13 protein-coding genes are annotated in these 20,329 nt (G+C 68.7%); 10 read left to right on the top strand and 3 right to left on the bottom strand.

The annotated features are described in order from the left end of the window. Positions 1-142 precede the first annotated feature (142 nt). Together OG709_RS08055 and OG709_RS08050 are read left to right on the top strand one after the other, a co-directional pair. Positions 143-931, top strand: coding sequence for a S1 family peptidase (locus OG709_RS08055; RefSeq protein ID WP_405684636.1), 789 nt, complete (start codon positions 143-145; stop codon positions 929-931). Between the two features lie 185 nt (positions 932-1,116). Next, positions 1,117-4,212 carry an endo-alpha-N-acetylgalactosaminidase family protein gene (locus OG709_RS08050; protein WP_266643619.1) on the top strand — a complete coding sequence of 1,032 codons (3,096 nt, stop codon included), beginning with the start codon at positions 1,117-1,119 and terminating at the stop codon, positions 4,210-4,212. Between the two features lie 117 nt (positions 4,213-4,329). On the opposite strand, the gene OG709_RS08045 is transcribed toward OG709_RS08050, so the two are convergent. Next, entirely contained in the window at positions 4,330-6,078 is a 1,749-nt protein-coding gene (locus OG709_RS08045; protein WP_329165406.1) for a glycoside hydrolase family 35 protein, read from the bottom strand. A 172-nt stretch (positions 6,079-6,250) separates the two neighbouring features. On the opposite strand from OG709_RS08045, the gene OG709_RS08040 reads away from it, so the two are divergent. Both OG709_RS08040 and OG709_RS08035 read left to right on the top strand, forming a co-directional pair. After that, positions 6,251-7,129 (top strand): helix-turn-helix domain-containing protein, encoded by an 879-nt coding sequence (locus OG709_RS08040; protein ID WP_250303875.1) that lies wholly within the window; start codon positions 6,251-6,253, stop codon positions 7,127-7,129. 11 nt (positions 7,130-7,140) lie between these two features. Further along, positions 7,141-7,455, top strand: coding sequence for a chorismate mutase (locus OG709_RS08035; protein WP_250303773.1), 315 nt, complete (start codon positions 7,141-7,143; stop codon positions 7,453-7,455). 66 nt (positions 7,456-7,521) lie between these two features. Here the strand turns inward: OG709_RS08035 and OG709_RS08030 are convergent, their stop codons facing one another. Beyond that, positions 7,522-8,244 (bottom strand): DsbA family protein, encoded by a 723-nt coding sequence (locus OG709_RS08030; RefSeq protein WP_374211332.1) that lies wholly within the window; start codon positions 8,242-8,244, stop codon positions 7,522-7,524. Between the two features lie 98 nt (positions 8,245-8,342). Here OG709_RS08030 and OG709_RS08025 point away from each other — a divergent pair, with 98 nt between their 5' ends. From OG709_RS08025 to OG709_RS08005, 5 genes are all read left to right on the top strand, one after another. Then, positions 8,343-9,206: a phosphotransferase gene (locus OG709_RS08025; RefSeq protein ID WP_329165402.1), complete on the top strand. Its 864-nt coding sequence runs from the start codon at positions 8,343-8,345 to the stop codon at positions 9,204-9,206. 354 nt (positions 9,207-9,560) lie between these two features. Then, positions 9,561-11,726: an alkaline phosphatase family protein gene (locus OG709_RS08020; RefSeq protein WP_329165400.1), complete on the top strand. Its 2,166-nt coding sequence runs from the start codon at positions 9,561-9,563 to the stop codon at positions 11,724-11,726. 318 nt (positions 11,727-12,044) lie between these two features. Next, a complete protein-coding gene (pepN, locus tag OG709_RS08015) occupies positions 12,045-14,537 on the top strand; it encodes an aminopeptidase N (RefSeq protein WP_329165399.1) in 2,493 nt (830 codons plus the stop codon). 229 nt (positions 14,538-14,766) lie between these two features. Next, positions 14,767-16,155 carry a pyridoxal phosphate-dependent decarboxylase family protein gene (locus OG709_RS08010; protein ID WP_250303778.1) on the top strand — a complete coding sequence of 463 codons (1,389 nt, stop codon included), beginning with the start codon at positions 14,767-14,769 and terminating at the stop codon, positions 16,153-16,155. Beyond that, complete coding sequence (locus OG709_RS08005) at positions 16,152-17,561, top strand: lysine N(6)-hydroxylase/L-ornithine N(5)-oxygenase family protein (protein WP_250303779.1); 1,410 nt, start codon at positions 16,152-16,154, stop codon at positions 17,559-17,561. The genes OG709_RS08010 and OG709_RS08005 overlap by 4 nt, the downstream gene beginning before the upstream one ends. Before the next feature lie 73 nt (positions 17,562-17,634). Here the strand turns inward: OG709_RS08005 and OG709_RS08000 are convergent, their stop codons facing one another. After that, the gene (locus tag OG709_RS08000; RefSeq protein ID WP_266643636.1) at positions 17,635-19,446 is read right to left on the bottom strand and encodes a bifunctional metallophosphatase/5'-nucleotidase; all 1,812 of its coding nucleotides are present in this window, start codon (positions 19,444-19,446) and stop codon (positions 17,635-17,637) included. 159 nt (positions 19,447-19,605) lie between these two features. On the opposite strand from OG709_RS08000, the gene OG709_RS07995 reads away from it, so the two are divergent. Then, complete coding sequence (locus OG709_RS07995; protein ID WP_326695080.1) at positions 19,606-20,319, top strand: SIMPL domain-containing protein; 714 nt, start codon at positions 19,606-19,608, stop codon at positions 20,317-20,319. Positions 20,320-20,329: the final 10 nt, after the last annotated feature.

The raw sequence follows: 20,329 nt of genomic DNA, 5'->3' as shown, positions 1-20,329 counted from the left end.
ACCCCACTGTAACGACCTCACCCGCGGGCCGGGTGAGGTCGTACGGCCGGGCGGAAACCCCGCGCAGCGGCCATGGTCGTGGGAACGATCCCTTCCGGACCGCGGGATCACGAATCCCGAGCCCCCCACGAGAGGAAGCCCGTTGAACCAGCGCATGCGCCACCTCGGCCGAGGCGCGGCCACAGCCGCCGCGGCCCTCGCCGCTCTCAGCCTGCAGCCCGCCCCGTACGCGACCGCGTCCGCCTCACCCGTGCCCGTCGTCGGCGGCACCCGGGTGGCCGAGGGCCAGTTCCCCTTCATGGTGCATCTCTCCCGGGGCTGCGGCGGCGCCCTCTACGCCAAGGACATCGTCCTGACCGCCGCACACTGCGTACCCGCGACGGGGAACAACACCTCCATCACCGCCACCGCCGGCTCCATCGACCTGCAGAGCCCCCGCGCCGTCCACATCACCTCCACCAAAGTCCTCCGCGCCCCCGGCTACCACGGCAAGGGCAAGGACTGGGCACTGATCAAACTGGCCCGGCCGTTCGAGCTCCCCAGGCTCCCGATCGTCACCGATACGGCCTACGACCAGGGAAATTTCACCATCGTGGGCTGGGGATCGACGAGCGAGGACGGCGGCCAGGAACGCTACCTGCGCAAGGCGACCGTGCCCTACGTCCCGGACGACCAGTGCCAGAAGGCGTACGGAACGGGGCTCACCCCCACCGACGAGATCTGCGCCGGATACGTCGACCAGGGCGGCACCGACACCTGCCAGGGCGACTCCGGCGGACCGATGTTCCGCAAGGACGACCACGGGGCGTGGATCCAGGTCGGGATCGTCAGCTGGGGCCAGGGCTGCGCCGAGCCCGGATACCCGGGCATCTACACCCAGCTGTCCACCTTCGCCGCGGACATCGAGGCAGCGGCGGACACACTCAAGTGACGCCACGGCAGCCCTCCCGGTCGACAACCCCGGTAAAGGGCCGGTCAAAGCGCCGGACGTGAACGGCGGGCAAAGCGGCGGATAACGCTTTAGTCCAACACCTGTTCCTCCTTTGTCCATAGGCGCACACGCCCCGCCCCTCCATCGTGACGTGCACGGATGATCGTCGCGATGGAGGAGCGAGCGTGCACGAACAAGACCGAGGGCCCAGCCGCAGGACAGTTGTCGCCGCCACCGCACTGGCCGGTGTCGGTGCGGCATTCGTCACCCCGTCCGCCTTCGCGGCGGACGCCGGGACCAAGGGCTCCGGGAACGCCGGTCCGGCCGAGGCCGTACTGCGCTCCGACGCCCTCGACGTGCGCGTCGACCGGGCCTTCCCGCGCATCGTGTCCTACACCGACCGCAAGACGGGCGCCCTGCTGCACGGGCAGGAGGACCAGGTCACCTCCGTACTCATCGACGGAACGGCACACACCCCGCGCGTCACCTCGGCCCCCGGCCGGGACCGCATCACCTACACCCTCACCTTCGACGGCGGCACCCGCATCGACATCACGATCGCCGTCGACGGCTGGCAGACCGACTGGCGGGTGACCCGGATCGCGGACACCGCCGCGCTGCGCGTCGGAACGCTGGAGATCCCCGGACTCGCGTTCCTCTCCGTACGCAGCGACCAGCCCGGCGCCGCACTCCTCGCCGCCAAACTCGACCTGGACAAGGCGAAGAGCGGCGACACCCTGGTCAAGGTCACCGCGGACAGCCCGGCGGACGCGGCGCCCGTCGGCTGCGCCTACGCGGTACTGGCACACGACCACCTCGGGGCAGCGGTCGAGACCAACACCGTCTACGACAACCCCAGCGCCACCCCCGGAGCCACCTGGGAGAACGGCCGCCTCTGGCGGCAGACCCTGCACCGGGACGGCTACGTCAAGGCGCAGCTGGCCTGCGGGCAGTGGACCCACCGGGCCGCCACCTCACCCGTCGACGCCACCGAACCGCTGCCCTACGCGACCGTCGTCCTCACCCGGGACCGCAACGGCGACGGGATCGTCGACTGGCAGGACGCCGCCATCGCCTTCCGCGACATCATGGTGACCCCGCTCGGCGCGGACGACACCCACCTGCGGGTCGTCCCGCACATCCCCTTCAACTTCGCCTCGCAGGCCACCAACCCCTTCCTGGCGACCCTCGACAACGTCAAGCGGATCTCGCTCGCCACCGACGGACTGCGCCAGTACACCCTGCTCAAGGGCTACCAGTCGGAGGGCCACGACTCCGCCCACCCCGACTACGCGGGCAACTACAACAAGCGCGCCGGAGGCCTCGCCGACCTCAACACCCTGGTCAAAGAAGGCCGGAAGTGGAACAGCGACTTCAGCGTCCACGTCAACGCCACCGAGTCGTACCCCGTGGCGAACGCCTTCTCCGAGAAGCTCGTCGACAAGACCAACGAGCAGTGGGACTGGCTCGACCAGTCCTACCGCATCGACTCACGGCGTGACCTGGTCTCCGGCGACATCATCAAGCGCTTCAAGGACCTGCGCAAGGAGACCGACCCCGCGCTCAACACGATCTACATCGACGTGTTCCGCGAGTCCGGCTGGAACTCCGACCGCCTCCAGCGCGCCCTGCGCGAACAGGGCTGGCTCGTCTCCAGCGAATGGGGCCACGGCCTTGAGCGCTCCTCGCTCTGGTCGCACTGGGCCAACGAGACCGACTACGGCGGCGACACCTCCCGCGGCATCAACTCCCAGCTGATCCGTTTCATCCGCAACCACCAGAAGGACGTCTTCTCCAACAAGTGGCCCACCCTCCTCGGTGCGGGCCGCATGGGCAACTTCGAGGGCTGGACCAACAAGGTCGACTGGAACACCTTCTACGACATCGTCTGGACCGAGGGCCTGCCCGCGAAGTACCTCCAGGCCTACCCGGTCAAGCGGTGGACCGAGCACGAGATCAGCTTCTTCGGCCCCACCGGCACCGTCGTCGACGACACGGCCGGCCGGCGCATCACCACCGACGGACGCGTCGTCTACGCCGACGGCAGCTACCTGCTGCCCTGGGAGCCCCGCAAGGCCACCGACCCGGACAAGCTCTACCACTACAACCCCAAGGGCGGCACCACCAGTTGGCAGCTGCCGCGCGGCTGGTCCGGCTCCTCCCGCGTCGCCCTGTACAAGCTCACCGACCAGGGCCGGGTCCACACCGGTGACCTGACGGTCCGCTCCGGCAAGGTCACCGTCGACGCCACCGCCGGACAGCCCTACGTGCTGTACCGCTCCCGCGCCGCAGCCCTCGCCGCCCCCCAGTGGGGCCAGGGCACCCCCGTCTACGACCCCGGGTTCAACTCCGGCTCCCTGAAGGGCTGGCAGACCCAGGGCCCCGCCTCCGTCGTCCGCAACGAGATCGGCGACTACGAACTCGTCATCGGCGCGGGCGCCGCCACCACCGTCGGCCAGCGCCTCGGACGCCTGCGCGCCGGCACGTACGTCGCCTCCGTACAGGTCGAGGTGGGCAGCACGGCGGGGGAGCAGCGCCGGGCCGCACTGGAGATCCGCACCGCCGACGGGGTCACCGCCACCAACTGGACCGACACGTCGAGCGCGGGCAACTACGTCGCGGCCGACCGCAAGCACGACACCCGCTTCCAGCGGATGTTCACGTACTTCACCGTGCCGGAGAGCGGCGGCCGGGTCGACCTGACGCTGCGGGCCGCGGCGGGCGACGCACGGGTGCGGTTCGACAACGTCCGGATCGCCGAGGCCGTGCCCACCACGAAGACCGGCACGCTGGCCTTCGAGGACTTCGAGAACGTCCCGCAGGGCTGGGGCGTCTTCGTCAAGGGCGACGCGGGCGGCTCCACCGACCCCCGCACGCACATCGCGCAGCGCCACGCGCAGTTCACCCAGCGCGGCTGGAACGGCAAGGCCATCGACGACGTCATCGACGGCGGCCAGTCCCTCAAGTCCCGCGGCGAGAACGACGGCCTCGTCTACCGGACCGTGCAGCACACCGTCCGCTTCGAGGCGTCCAAGCGCTACCGCGTCTCCTTCCGGTACGAGAACGACACGGCCGGCCAGTACGCCTGGATCACCGCCGTCGACGAGCCCGCGGCACGTGAACTGGACCGCAAGGAACTGCCGGTCGCCACCGAACCGACCTTGCTGAGCTACGAGTTCACCGCACCGGCCGGGGGCGACACCTGGGTGGGCCTGCGCAAGGTCGGCGACGACGGAGTCGCCGAGTTCGCACTCGACGCCTTCGAGGTCCGCGAGGTGTAGCAGAGGCGCACGAGAGACAACACGCACACACACGGATGGCCGGTCCTCACCGAGGACCGGCCATCCGTCTCACTCACCCACCGTACGGAACCGGGCCCTGCGCCCGGCGGCCCCGCGTCAGCGGAACCTCAGACGCGGCGCACCCGCGGACCCCGCACCGGAACCCGGCTCGGCGCCCGCCAGTTCGAGCACCCACACCTCGTTCTCCCCCTCACGCAGCACCGGCCCCGGCACGAACAGCGAATCCTGCGGACCTGCCGACCAGTAACGGCCCAGACAGAAACCGTTCACCCACACGAACCCCCGTTCCCAGCCCGGCAGTTCCAGCGTCGCGTCACCCGCACCGGACACCTCGAACGTGCCCCGGTGCAACCCCCGCCCCCCGGACTCCGCCGCCCGGAACGGCAGCTTCGCGACCGCCCCCGCGTCGTCGAACGCGTCCAGCCGCAGGCCACGCGCACGCACCCCGTGCAGATACTGCCGCTCGTGCAGCACCCCGCCCGTGAGCCCCTTCGCCTCACCCACCAGCGGACCGTAGTTGACCCGCCCCAGCGACTCCACCCACAACTCCACCGAAGCGGGCCCCGCCACCGGAGCACCCAGCTCGGTCCGCACCCCGTCGACGAACATCAGCGCCGTGTCACGCAAGCCCGGCACCGTCAGCGGATACGGACGGCGCGGACCCGGCACCTTCACCCGGTAGCGGACCAGACCGCGGTCCACGTCCAGCTCCTCGAACGTCGGCGGCACCCCCGTCTCCTCCTCGGGACCACCCAGCGCGTCCGTCACCTCCCCGAGCGGCACCCACTCGGGCAGCACGGCGTCCACCGGCGCCCCGAGCGCGTCCGGCGCCGCGGGCAGCTCCGGCAGCGGACCGTCCGCGTACTCGGCGAGCACCTCACGGAACAGCCAGAACTTCTCCGTCGGCCGCCCGTACTCGTCGACCGGCGCACCGTAGTCGTACGACGTCACGGTCGGCTGCAGCTCACCGTCGTGCAGGTCACCGGAGCGGTTCGCGCCCGCCCACCCCGCGAAGTTCGTCCCCCCGTGCGCCATGTACACATTCACCGAGGCGCCGCACTCCAGGATCTCCCGCAACGCCCGCGCCGCGTCCGCCGGATCCCGTACGACCGGCTCGGCCGCCCAGTGGTCGAACCAGCCGCACCAGAACTCCATGCACATCAGCGGGCCCTTCGGCTGATGGCGGCGCAGCACGTCGAAGCCCTCCCGCGCGCCCGCCCCGAAGTTCGCCGTGGCCAGCACACCCGGCACCGAACCACCCGTCAGCATGTGATCCTCGGGCCCGTCCGACGTGAACAGCGGCACACTCACCCCCAGCCGCCGCAACAGCCCCGCGAGATGGCGCAGATACACCTGGTCGGAGCCGTAACTGCCGTACTCGTTCTCGACCTGCACCATGATCACCGCACCGCCCCGGTCGATCTGCCGGGGCACCACCTCACGCAACAGACGGTGGAACCAGCGATCCACATGACGCAGATACTCAGCGTCACGCGTCCGCACCCGCCGGCCCAACGACCCGGTCAGCCAGTGCGGCAGCCCGCCGTTCTCCCACTCGGCGCAGATGTACGGACCCGGGCGCACGATCGCCCACAGCCCGGCCTCGTGCGCCGCGTCCAGGAACCGGCCCAACGCCTGCACATCATGGAATCGTCCCTGCTGAGGCTCGTGCAGATTCCATGGGACATACGTCTCCACAGCATTGAGCCCCATGGCCCGGAGCATCGCCAGCCGATGCCCCCACTGCCCCTCGTGCACCCGGAAATAGTGCAATGCCCCCGACAGCAGCCGCACCGGCCGCCCGTCCATCCGGAAATCCTCGTCACCCACCGTGAAATCAGCCACGTTGCCACCTTGACCCCTGGCGGCGATCCGGTCCATGGACAAAGATCAGCACTCATTGGACGCAAGGGAACACACCCGCCGCGGTACGGACGCAGCGTCACGAAACATGACGGATCGCACATGACGGATAGCCATGGATGACAACGGATCACGCAGGGAGGCCGGAAAAGGGATGTACCACACCTGGATGCGCTACTTCACCCCCAGCCCCGTCCACCACAAACTCGGCCTCGTCTGCCTCGGCGTCGGCCTCCAGCACGGCACCCTGCCCCCGGTCGGCCCCCGCACCCTCGACCACCACGTCGCCGTCGTCGTCAGCGCCGGCACCGGCTGGTACCGCGGCGCCGACGGACGCCGCACCCCCGTCACCGCGCCCGCACTGATCTGGATCACCCCCGGCACCACCCACCACTACGGCGCCGACCCCGCCACCGGCTGGGACGAATCCTTCGTCGACTTCACCGGCCCCGCCACCACCACGTACACCGAACTCGGCTACATCGAACCCGACCGGCCCGTCGTCCCCCTCACCGACGTCGCAGCCGCCCGCGCCGCCGTCGGACGCATCGCCCGCGCCGCCCGCCGCGGCAACCCGCTGCTCGAAGTGGAGACCGGCGCCGCCGTCCACGAACTCCTCGTCGCCCTGCGCCGCGCCCGCGCCGACACCGACGCCGAAGGCGCCCCCGTCCTCCAGGCACTCGCCCGCGACGCCTTCCAGCCGCTGACCGTCGCCGAACACGCCTCCCGCCACGGCATGACCCCCGCGGAACTGCGCCACGCCGTACGGCAAGGAGCGGGCTGCAGCCCCAAGGACTACCTCCTGGGCATCCGCCTGGGCCGCGCCAAGGAACTCCTCGCCGCCACCGACCTCCCGGTGGCCGCCGTCGCCCGCCGCGTCGGCTACGACGACCCGGCGTACTTCTCCCGGCTGTTCACCCGCCGCGTCGGAAAGGCCCCCGTCATCTTCCGCCAGCAGCAGGGACACACCGTCCCCGGCGGCTGGAGTGACCAGATACCGGACCCCGACGACCCGCCGACGATCACGACGTAAGCTCGACGACCATGACCGAGACAGCCCCGTCCGTACAGGCCGAACTGGACCGCCTCCGCGGATCCATCGACAACATCGACGCCGCCGTCGTCCATATGCTCGCCGAACGCTTCAAATGCACCCAGCAGGTCGGCCACCTCAAGGCACAGAACCACCTGCCGCCCGCCGACCCGGCCCGCGAGGCCCGCCAGATCGCCAGGCTGCGCAGCCTCGCCGAGAGCGCCAGACTGGACCCGGCCTTCGCGGAGAAACTCCTCAACTTCATCGTCGCGGAAGTCATCCGCCACCACGAACAGATCGCGGACGGCTCCGAGAACAACACCTGAGCCCCACACACCCGGCAGGGGCGGGCCACCGACGGCCCCACGCCGTCCGCCCGCCCCACCCGCCGCTCAGCCCGCCGCCGCCCACAGCGTCAGATACTTCGCGAACTGGCCCCGGTCGAAGACGACACTCTGCTGATCCTGCGGAATCGCCGCACCGTCCAGCAGCACCGTCGGCGTCCCCTCCGCCCCACTGCTCTCGAAAGCCGCCTCGGACCGCGTCACGAAACTCCGGTACGTCATGTCCTCGACCGCCTTGTCGAACCGCGCACCCCGCAACCCCGGCACCTTCGACGCAAGCTCCAGCAACCGCGCAGTGGTGAAACCGTCCACCGACTCCTCGGGCTGATCCCGGTACAGCACCGCGTGGTACTCCGCGAACTTCCCCTGCTCCAGGGCCGCCCGCAGCGCGTTGACCGCCCGGACCGAACCGTGCCCCCCGAGCGACTTGTCCAGGAACGACGCGAGCGTGTACTGCATCTTCACCGTCCGCTCCCGCGCCAGATCCAGCGCCGCAGGCGCGCCACCCGTCTCCTCGAACGTCCTGCAGACCGGGCACCGCGGATCCTCGTACAGCGCGACCGTCCTACGGGCAGCGGGATCACCCACGGTGATCGTGGTGCCGTCGCTCTCCAGCCGCTCGGGCAGCACCTTGTACGGAGTCGTCACCGGCGCGGGCTTCCCCGCCGGCTTCTCCGCCGCACTCTCCTCCGGCCCGCACCCCACAGCGACCAGCGCCACCACCGCGCCCACCGCGACCCCGGCAACCCGTCTCCACCTGCGCACCCGCATCCTCAACCCCACCCCAGCGTCGCCCTGCCCACCCGCCGACCAGCACATTCCCGCGCTCACCGACGAACCGGAACCCAAGGGACCTAGGGTAAGTGCGCATGACACCCGCCGATCCCACGGGCCAACAGCGCCGCCCCCCTGCCGACCTCACCACCACCCACACCCTCGACATCGGCCCCACCACCGTCGTCAAGCGCTACCGGTCCTGGGACCGCGACGAACCCCGCCGCGAATGGCAGACCCTCACCCTCCTCGCCCGGCACGCCCCCGGCCTCGCCCCACGCCCACTCGACCGGTCGGCCCACCCACCGGCCGTCACCATGGAACGCGTCCCCGGCACCCCCCTGCGCGGCACCCACGTCGGCCCCGCACAGACCACCGCACTCGCCGCAGCACTCACCCGCCTCCACGAAGCCGTCCCCCGCACCCAACTCGACGCCCTCCCGCCACGACTCTGGCCCCCGGCCCTCATCCTGCGCGGCGTACGCGACCAGTGCGCACAACCCTCACCCACCGCACCGGACACCGACCCCACCGAACAGGCCGCCCTCAGCGCAGGCACCGCCTGGATCTCCGCACCCCACCTCGACACCCTCGCCGCCACCGAACCCACCACCCCCGTCCTCGGCTTCGCCGACGGCAACCTCGCCAACTACCTGTGGGACGGCACCCGCATCCGCCTCGTCGACTTCGAGAGCGCGGGCCGCGCCGACCGCATCCACGAACTCGCCGAGATCACCGAACACATATCGGCCTGGTCCGACAGCGAACTCGACACCGACACCCTCCTCGGCCACTTCACCCTCACCCTCGCCGAAACCCGCCGCCTGCGCGAACTCCGCCGCCTCACCGCCCTCATGTGGCTCTGCATGCTCACCCTCGACCGCGCCACCGCACACCCCCGCAACCCACCCGGAACCGTCACCCGCCAAGCACGCCGGCTGCTCCACCTCCTGAACTGACGCCGAGGGACGCGAGGTTCTTCTCCTCCAGGTCCGCCCGCACGCCCTCGCGGCGCCGCCGACCAGCGGGCCACTACCCGTCACGAACCAAGAACCGCCGCACATTTCCCGTCAGGTCATGTTCGAGCGAAATTCATTCGATCACTACAGGCATCGGACGTCGTGGATGCCTATGGTGCGGGTTGCCACGGACAGACACGGAAATGCAAAGGAAAATACCCGGCGGTAGGTATTCCGAGGGGTTTTCACCGATGCCGGCCCGTGTTCTGCCGACTGGCTCTCCGCGAATCGACAAGAAGACGATCCGCGGACCTTTCAGAAGAACCTCAGAGCAAATACAAAGGAAACGCTGGGATGCAGATACCACGCGCGAGAATCCGAAGTCTGATGGTCGCGGCCCTGCTGGCATGCGCCGCCCTTCCGGGGACGGCTTCCGCGACCGCGGCGACCTCGGACACCACACCCGCGAACACCGGCTCCTCGGTCGTCGTGGGATCCACCGCGGTCCCCAAGCCGGACCACGTGGTCATGGTGATGATGGAGAACCACGGCTACGACGACATCCTCAACAACACGTCCGACAAGCCGCAGGACCAGGCCCCGTACATCAAGTCCCTGGTCGCGCAGGGCGCGTCGTTCACCAACTCGTACGGCATCACCCACCCGAGCCTCCCCAACTACTACGCGCTGCTGTCCGCCTCGGACACCGTCAGGACCAGCGACTTTCCCGCGCCGTCGTCCGTCGACGCCGACAACCTCCCCAACCAGCTGATCACCCACGGGTACAGCTTCGCCGACTACGCCGACCAGGCCCTCCCCACCCAGTGGCTCCGTTACAAGACCACCCCCGGTGTACCCGGCAACCTGAACCCGATGGACAAGCGGCAGGAGGAGTTCCCGACCACCCAGGACGGATTCGCCGAACTGCCCACCGTCTCCTTCTACGTGGGCAACGGCATGCAGAGCATGCACGACGGCTCCATCGCCCAGGGCGACGCCTTCGTCAAGAACACCTTCGGCTCGTACATCCAGTGGGCCAGGACCCACAACAGCCTCTTCGTGCTGACCTGGGACGAGGACGACTTCACCCCGGCCAACCACATCCCGACGATCATGGTCGGGCCGATGGCCGAGGCCGGCGAGTACAGCGAGAAGATCAACCACTACAGCGTCCTGCGCACCCTGCTGGACATGTACGGCCTGGACCACATCAACCACACGGCCGACGCGGACGTCTCGACGATCACCGACACCTGGGACATGTCGAAGACCGCCCGCCTGCAGGGCACGGCCGGGCGATGCCTGGAGAACCACCGGACCAACCCGGCAGAGACGGACCCACCCGGCCTGTGGCACTGCGAATCAGCCGCCGACCAGAAGTGGATCAGGCACGCGGACGGCACGATCCGCCAGTCCGGCACATGCCTGACCGCCACCACGAACGGAAAGACCGACCTCGCCGACTGCGACGGCACCCCCACGCAGACCTGGCAGCCCGCAGCCGACGGCTCCCTGACCAACCCGGCATCCGGCCGCTGCCTCACCGTCCCCGCCGCGAACCCCGCCAACGGAACCCCGGCCGAACTCCAGGACTGCGACGGCAAACTCCACCAGAAGTGGATCGTGCCCGGCTACCACGCGCACCACTCACTCACAGTCGACACACCCTCGACCGTCAAGCCCGGCGCCGCCACCACCGTGACGACCACCTACACCAACGACGGCAGCCCGGTAGCGCTCACCGACGCCTCCGTCAGCCTCGCAGCGCCCAGCGGCTGGACCGCCAGAGCCACCTCGCCCACCACATTCACCACCGTCAAGCCCGGCCAGTCCGTGAAGACCACCTGGACGCTCACCACCCCCGCCGACGAAACACCCGGCGCCAAGACACTGTCCGCGCAGGCCACCTACAAGAACGCGAAGAGCAGCGACGAGGGCACCGGCTCCGTCGACGTCCCCTACACGTCTCTGACAGCGGCGTTCAACGACGTCGGCATCACCGACGACCAGAACGCCTCCGCAGGAGCCTTCGACGTCACCGGCCACAGCTACTCCGCCCAGGCACTCGCGGCGCAGCACCTGACCCCGGGAAGCAACGTCACCGCAGAAGGAACCACCCTCACCTGGCCGAACGTGCCGGCCGGCACCTCGGACAACGTCAACTCCACCGGGCAGAAGGTCGAGTTCTCCGGCAAGGGATCAAAGCTCGCCTTCCTGGGCTCCGGCGTCTACGGGCCGCTGACCGGCACCGGCACGGTGACGTACACCGACGGCACGACGCAGACGTTCTCCCTCGGCTTCAGCGACTGGACCCTGAACGGCGGCGGCAGCGTCCCGCCCGCCGGCAGCACCGTGGCGAAGACGACCTACCGCAACAAGGCGTCCGGCCCCGAGAACGTCACCACCTACGTCTTCTCCGCCTCGGTGCCCATCGACCCGAACAAGACCACGGAGATGATCCAGCTGCCCAAGCCGGCCTCGGGGTACCTCCACCTCTTCGCCATGGCCACTTCCTCCTGACAGCCCCTCCGCTGACGCCCCGCCACAGGAACAGCGAGGCAACCGCCACCTGAGAACCCCACCGAGCCGCCCCACGGACCGTGCAGAACCAGGACACCGTGGCGCGGACGGCTCCGCACGGGAAACCCCGCCGGCCGGGGGGATCAACGACGATCCCCCCGGCCGGCGCGACCCGCTCACCGGCACCCCGCACACCCGGCAAGAACCCCGAACACCCCGAGCCCCCACGGCGACCCGCACCACCACACCGCCGCCCGCCACCTCCCCGACTCCCTCGGACCCGTACACACGATCAACGCCTTACGGCACGATGGGTCCATGTCCGTACTGACGCGCGACGAAGCGCAGCTCCGAGCCCAGCTCCTCGATGTCCAGCGGTACACGATCGACCTCGACCTCACCCGGGGCGACGACACCTTCGACTCCCGGACCGTCATCCACTTCACCGCACGCACCGCCGGCAACACCTTTGTCGAGCTCAAGCCCGCAGAACTGCGCTCCATCACCCTCGACGGACAACCCCTCGACCCCGAAACCCTCACCGAGAACCGGCTCCCCCTCACCGGCCTCACCGAAGGCGACCACGAACTCCACGTCGACGCCTCCATGCGCTACTCCCACACCGGCGAAGGCATGCACCGCTTCACCGACCCCACCGACGGCGAGACCTACGTCTACACCCAGCTGTTCATGGAAGACGTCCAACGCCTCTTCGCCGCCTTCGACCAGCCCGACCTCAAAGCCGTCTTCGACGTCACCGTCACCGCACCCGAAGACTGGAGCGTCCTCGCCAACGGCATCACCCGGCAGAACACCCCCGGCCACTGGCAAGCCGCACCCACCCCACCCATCTCCACCTACCTCGTCGCCATCGCCGCAGGCCCCTGGCACTCCGTGACCACCGAACACGCCGGACTGCCCTTCGGCATCCACTGCCGCCGCTCCCTCGCCGCCCACCTCGACACCGACGCCGACGAAATCCTCGACATCACCCGCGCCTGCTACGACCGCTACCACGAAAAATTCGACGAACCCTACCCCTTCGACTCCTACGACCAGGCCTTCGTCCCCGAATTCAACGCAGGCGCCATGGAAAACCCCGGCCTGGTCACCTTCCGCGACGAATTCATCTACCGCTCCGCCGTCACCGACACCGAACGCCAGACCCGCGGCATGGTCATCGCCCACGAAATGGCCCACATGTGGTTCGGCGACCTCGTCACCCTCCAATGGTGGGACGACATCTGGCTCAACGAATCCTTCGCCGAATACATGGGCTACCAGACCCTCGCCGAAGCCACCCGCTTCACCGACACCTGGGTCGACTTCGCCATCGCCCGCAAGAGCTGGGGATACGACGCCGACCAACGCCCCTCCACCCACCCCGTCGCACCCGACCCCGCCGCCGTCCCCGACACCGCATCCGCGATGCTCAACTTCGACGGCATCTCCTACGCCAAGGGCGCATCCGCCCTGCGCCAACTCGTCGCCTGGCTCGGCGAAAAAGACTTCCTCGCCGGAATCAACAACCACTTCGCCCGCCACCGCTTCGGCAACGCCACCCTCGCCGACTTCATCGACAACCTCGCCTCCGCCACCGACCGCGACGTCCACACCTGGGCCGAACAGTGGCTCACCACCACCGGAGTCGACACCCTCACCCCCCGCATCACCGAAACCGACCACACCTGGTCACTCGCCGTCACCCGCGACGGCACCCGCCCCCACCGCATCGCCGTCGGCGCCTACGACCACGACCCCGTCGACCCCGCCCACCTCGTCCTGCGCGAACGACTCGAACTCGACGCCCCGGCCCCCGACACCACCCACACCTTCCAAGGCCGCCGCCCCGACCTCCTCCTCGTCAACGACAGCGACCTCACCTACGCCAAGGTCCGCCTCGACCCCCCCTCCTGGAACACCGCACTGCACGCCCTCTCCGGCATCCCCGACCCCCTCACCCGCGCCGTCATCTGGAACGCCGCCCGCGACATGGTCCGCGACGGCGAACTCCCCCCCACCGCCTACCTCGAAGCCGCCCACACCCACCTCCCGCACGAAACCGACCTCGCCGTCGTCCAAGGCGTCCTCAGCTTCGCAGCCACCCAGATCACCGACCGCTACCTCCCCACCGAGGACCGCACCACCGCCCTCACCACCCTCACCACGACCTGCCGCGCCCTCATCCGCCGCACCGAGGACGGCACCAACCCCGGACTGCGCCTCACCGCCGTACGCCACTTCATCGACGCCGCCACCCAGCCCGACGGCATCCAGGCCTGGCTCACCGACGGCAGCGTCCCCGGCGGACCCGAACTCGACCCCGAACTCCGCTGGCGCATCCTCACCCGCCTCGCCGCCCTCGGCGCCACCGACGAAACCGCCATCACCGCCGAACTCGACCGCGACAACAGCGCCACCGGCCAGGAAGGCGCCGCCCGCTGCCGGGCCGCCCTCCCCACCCCCCAGGCCAAAGCCACCGCCTGGCAGCAGATGTTCCACACCGACGACCTCTCCAACTACCTCTTCACCGCCACCGCCCAAGGCTTCTGGCAACCCGAACAGACCGACCTCCTCAGCACCTACGTACCGCGCTACTACCAGGACGCCGTCACCCTCGCCGACCGCCGCGGCCCCGCCATCGCCGAAGCCGCAGGCCGCTACGGATTCCCCGCCTACGACATCACCCCCCAAGCCCTCGACCACGGACAGACCTGCCTCCGCGACGCCGACATGATCCCCGCCCTGCGCCGCAAACTCACCGACCAACTCGACGACCTGCGACGCGCCCTGGACATCCGCGGAAACTGAAACCCGCACACAGAACAAGAACCGAACCCCCCGCACACAAGACCGAACACCCCCCATAACACCCGGACACCGCCCAACAACCCCTCCGGCGAAGGCAATACCACTTCCGGGTCGACATCGTTGTGCTCAACGGGCACGCCACCTGTTCCCCGTACAGGCCGGCCCCCGAACAGGCTGGTACCCCACCCAGGCCGGGGCCACAGCCCCACGCGCAACGAAGGACACCCGCATGAGCACGCCGCCCCTCGCCGGAGGGGCCACAGGCCCGAGCGCCCTGCGGCCCCTCATCGGCACCGTCCTCGACGCGCTCCACCAAGGCGCAACCGACCGCGCCGGCCCCCTCCCCGCCGGCGGACCACAAACCGTCGCCGCACGCGTACGAGCCACCGCCCACCCCGTACTGCCCCACACCGGAACCGGCGCCGAAGAAGCCCTCCACACCCTCGTACACGCCCTCACCCAAGGCGCCGCAGACCCCGCAGACCCCCACTGCGCAGCCCACCTGCACTGCCCCCCACTCGCCCTCGCAGCCGCCGCCGACCTCGCCGCGTCCGCACTCAACCCCTCCATGGACTCCTGGGACCAGGCACCCGCCGCCTCCGAACTCGAAGCCCTCGTCACCCGCACCATCGCCGCCGAGATCTACCCCACCGGCGACGCCCTCATCACCACCGGCGGCACCGAATCCAACCAACTCGCGCTGCTCCTCGCCCGCGAACGGCACGGCGCCCTCCGCATCATCTGCGGCGCCAACGCCCACCACTCACTGCCCCGCGCCGCCTGGCTCCTCGGCCTCCCCCCACCCCTCACCATCCCCGCACCCGCCGGAACCATCGACCTCGCCGCCCTCGATGAAGCCCTCACCGTCGGAAACACCCCCGGACTCCGCCCCCGCGGCGGACCCGTCCTCGTCACCGCCACCGCAGGCACCACCGACGCAGGACTCATCGACCCCCTCCCCGAAATCGCCGACCTCTGCGACCGCCACGGCGCCGAACTCCACATCGACGCCGCATACGGCGGCCCCCTCCTCTTCAGCGAAACCCACCGACACCAGCTCAACGGCATCGAACGCGCCGACTCCGTCACCCTCGACCTCCACAAACTCGGCTGGCAACCCGTCGCCGCCGGGCTCCTCGCCGTACCCCGACCCGCCACCCTCGACGCCCTCAACCACCAAGCCGACTACCTCAACGCCGACGACGACACCGAAGCAGGCCACCCCGACCTCCTCGGCCGCTCCCTCCGCACCTCCCGACGCCCCGACGTACTCAAAATGGCCGTCACCCTCCGCGCCCTCGGCCGCACCGGACTCGCCGCACTCATCGACGACACCTGCGCACTCGCCCAGGAACTCGCCGACCTCATCGAAACCCACCCCCACCTGGAGCTCTACGACCGCCCCACCATCTCCACCGTCCTCTTCCGCCCCACCGGAGCAGACGACGAAACCATCGCCACCATCCGCCGCACCCTCATCGACGAAGGCCGCGCCGTCCTCGGCCGCGCCCGCGCCGACAACCGCCTCTGGCTCAAAGTCACCCTCCTCAACCCCCACACCACCACCGGCGACCTCAAAGCGCTCCTCGCACTCCTGGAAGGCACCGCACCCCGATGACCCTGCCCCCCCAACACCTCCCCGAAGGCCAGCCCCACGACCTGGTGGGCGTCGGCATCGGCCCCTTCAACCTCTCACTCGCCGCCCTCGCCCACCCCCTCACCCAACTCCGAACCGCCTTCTACGAACAACGCCCCGCCTTCCACTGGCACCCCGGACTCCTCATCGACGACGCCACCCTCCAAGTCCCCTTCCTCGCCGACCTCGTCACCCTCGCCGAACCCGCCAGCCCCTGGTCCTTCCTCAGCTACCTCAAAGCCCGCGAACGCCTCTACCCCTTCTACTTCGCCGAGCACTTCCACATCCGACGCACCGAATACGACGCCTACTGCCGCTGGGTCAGCGAAAACCTCCCCGGCCTCCACTTCGCCCACCAGATCGACTCCATCCGCTGGAACACCCGACGCGCACTCTTCGAAGTCGACTACACCCAACTCGACACCGACGGAGAAGCCCGCGCCCTCGGCCGCACCCACACCCGCAACCTCGCACTCGGCGTCGGCACCGAACCCCACATCCCCGAACCCCTCAAACCACTCGCCGAAGCACCCACCGTCCCCGTCGTCCACTCCGCCCAATACCTCGACAACCGCGAACGCCTCATCTCCGCACACCACATCACCGTCATCGGCGCAGGACAATCCGGCGCCGAAATCTTCCTCGACCTCCTACGCGCCCGCCCCGAAGGCCAAGAAAAAATCACCTGGCTCGCCCGCACCGAAGCCTTCGCCCCCATGGAGTACTCCAAACTCGGCCTCGAACACTTCACCCCCGACTACACCCGCTACTTCCACCAACTCCCCGAATCCGTACGCGACACCCTCGCCCCCCAACAATGGCAACTCCACAAAGGCATCGACGCCGACACCATCGCCGCCATCCACGACGAGCTCTACCGCCGCACCCAACACGGCGGCTGGCCCGACGCCGTCCTCACCCCCGGCGTCACCGTCCGCACCGCAGGCCGCGTCGCCACCACCCGAGTCGAACTCCACCTCGAACACACCCAGCAAGGCACCCGCTCCCGCCTCACCACCGACGCCGTCGTCCTCGCCACCGGCTACCGCGAACGCCCCCTCGACACCATGCTCGCCGGACTCGACCCCTACATGCGCCGCGACACCTCACAACGCCCCCGCATCGACGACCACTACCGCCTCGTCCTCGACCCCACCGTCACCGGAGCCGTCTACGTACAGAACGCCGAACGCCACACCCACGGCGTAGGCGCCCCCGACCTCGGCCTCTCCGCCTGGCGCAGCGCCACCATCCTCAACTCCCTCACCGGCACCAACCCCTACCCCCTCCCCAACCGCACCGCATTCACCACCTTCGGCCTCACCCACCCCCACCCCCCGCACCCACACGACCGCACCGACCTCATCCCCCTCACCGAAGCCACCTGAAAACACCACACACAAAAACGGGGCCCGGCTCAGCAACAGCCGAACCGGGCCCCGCCCACACACAAAAAACGCCCTAGAACACCGGCGTCCCGTCCCGCGTCAACTTCCAGTCCACCGACGCGAACTCCGCCGCATCCACCGTCCCCTTCGCCTGCACCCAAGCAATGATCGTATTCCGGATCTCATCCGAATTCGCCCACACCTGCTCAGCACCCGGCACATGCGGGAAATTACCCCCACCACTCGCCCGATAATTATTCACCGCCAGCACGAACTTCGCCGCCGGATCAATCGGCTTCCCACCGAACGACAGATTCACGATCCGCGAACCCACCGCCTTCGCAATATCGATCTCATACGTCAGACCAGAAACCGCATCGTAGTTGTAATCCGGAGTCCCCTCCGCATTCGTCAACTTCGACGTATCCACCGCCCCACCCGCCGGCGTCTGCACATAATACCGAGCCGAGAACTCCAGATAATCCTTCATCTGCGCACCCGTCACCAACCGCGCCTCAAGCGTGTTCTCGAACGGATACAACCCCGCCGCATCCTTGATCGTCACACTCCCCGCAGGAATCTGCGCCGTACGCGAGAAACACGACGCCTGCGACAACACCGGCAACGCCGCATACGCGCCACCCGCCAACGCCGCCCTCACCGTGTCCGCCTGCACCACATTGATCAAATCAATGATCGGCTCGTCCTTCCACGGCGCATCCGCCGTCGTCATCGCCACCGACGACGTCCCGATCACCTCATTGACATACGCCACCACCTTCTTGTGCTCATCCTTCAGCAACTTCGTGATCCTCGGATCCTCCGCCACCGCATTCGTGTTCAACACCTTCGAACCGGCCCTCTCGACCGCCCAACGCCCCTTCTCCCACACCAGATCGAAATCAAAGACCGTCAGCCGCTCACCCCACATCAACGGCTCCGACAGAACAACCTTCCTACCCGTCTCCTCGTTCACCACGAACGACTCAGGGATCTCCACATGCGCATGACCCACCAGAATCGCATCGATCCCCGGCACCTGCTGCGCCACCAGACCCGCCGCATTCTCCACATACGGAATCTGATCCCCGTACGACGACGTACCACTCGCACCCGAATGCGCCGCCACGATCACCACATCCGCACCCATGGACCGCAGCCGCGGAACAAACTTCGCCGCCTGCTCCTCAAGGCCCGGAAACGTCATCTTCCCCTGAACGTTCGCCTTGTCCCAGATCGCAATACCCGGATTCGTCAGACCCAGGATCGCCACCTTCACATCACGACCGTGCGGCGTACGCAACGTCTTGAAGACATACGGAGTGAACGCCGGCTTCAACGTCTTCGCATCCAGCGCATTCGCACCCAGCAGCGGAAAACGACACTGCTCCTCGAACTTCCGCAGCACCGGAATACCGTAGTTGAACTCGTGGTTACCGAGCGCCGCAGCGTCGTAACCGATCAGGTTCATCGCCTGCGCCATCGGATGCACCGGACCGTGCTTCGCCGTGATCGGGTCGATCTTGGCGTAGTAGTACGACAACTGCGTGCCCTGGATCGTGTCACCCGCATCGATCATCAGGGTGTTGTGGCGGCCCTTCTCCTTACGGATCCGCTCCACCAGCGTAGAGATCTTCGCCAGACCGACATCGTTGTGGTCCGCGTCGTCGAACTCCTTGTCCGTGAAGTAGTCCCAGTTGAAGACATGACCGTGCAGATCGGTCGTCCCCATCACGGTGAAGGAGTACCGCTGCTGCGGACGCCCATGACCCTGACCAGGCCCACGCCCATGCGCCTCAGCAGGCACAGCCGTACCCCCAGCCACAGCCACACCGGCGCCGGCGGCTGCCGAAGTACCCAAAAACGTCCTACGGTTGAGCGGCATTTCATCTCCCTAGTCCACAACACAACGCGCGTAGATGCTGTCCAGCACGATGCACAACGCGCGTAGATTCTGACCCAGGAGCCGCACCCCGCAACACCCCCCGCACATTTCGATCTGATGACCGACCACCGTCCGGCCGGGGCTGCCACAGTGGAACCCATGACCTCCGAAACCCCCGCCCCCGCACCTCCCTACGGCACCCCCGAAACCCCCCGCGTCGCCGTACGCGGCGAAGCACACCTCGAAGTCGACCCCGAGATCGCCCGCATCGACATCACCGTCAGCGCCCGCGGCAAAGACCGCCGCGCCGCACTCGACGACCTCACCCGACGCAACAACCAACTCCTCACCCTCGTCAAAACCTACGGACCAGCCATCGAAAAGGTGGAAAACGGGGCATTCTCCATCACCCCCGAAACCACCCCGCACAGCAGAGGCGAACGCATCCGCGCCTACCACGGCCGCGTCCACATCACCGTCGAACTCAACGACTTCACCGCACTCGGCGAACTCACCACCCGCACCGCCGACCACGACATGACCCGCACCACCGGACCCTGGTGGTCCCTGCGCCCCGCCTCACCCGCCCACGGCGAAGCACGCCGCCGAGCAGTCCGGGACGCCGTCCAACGAGCCCGCGAATACGCCGACGCCCTCGGCGCCCGGCTCACCGCACTCGTCGAACTCGCCGACCTCGGCGCCGAGAACACCCCCACCCTCGGCGCAATGCCCCCGGTCCCCGGCGGCCTCCGGACCCGATCCGCCTACAGCGGCACCGACGAAACCCCCACCGCCCTCGACCTCGAACCCCAACGTCAGACCGTGTACGCACAAGTAAACGCCCGCTTCACCATGACCCCACCCCAGCTCTGAACCAACCGCT

Source organism: Streptomyces sp. NBC_01267, assembly GCF_036241575.1.
Classification (GTDB): Bacteria; Actinomycetota; Actinomycetes; order Streptomycetales; family Streptomycetaceae; genus Streptomyces.
The sequence above is the reverse complement of the archived record's forward strand: the minus strand, read 5'-3'. Positions and strand labels throughout refer to the sequence as shown.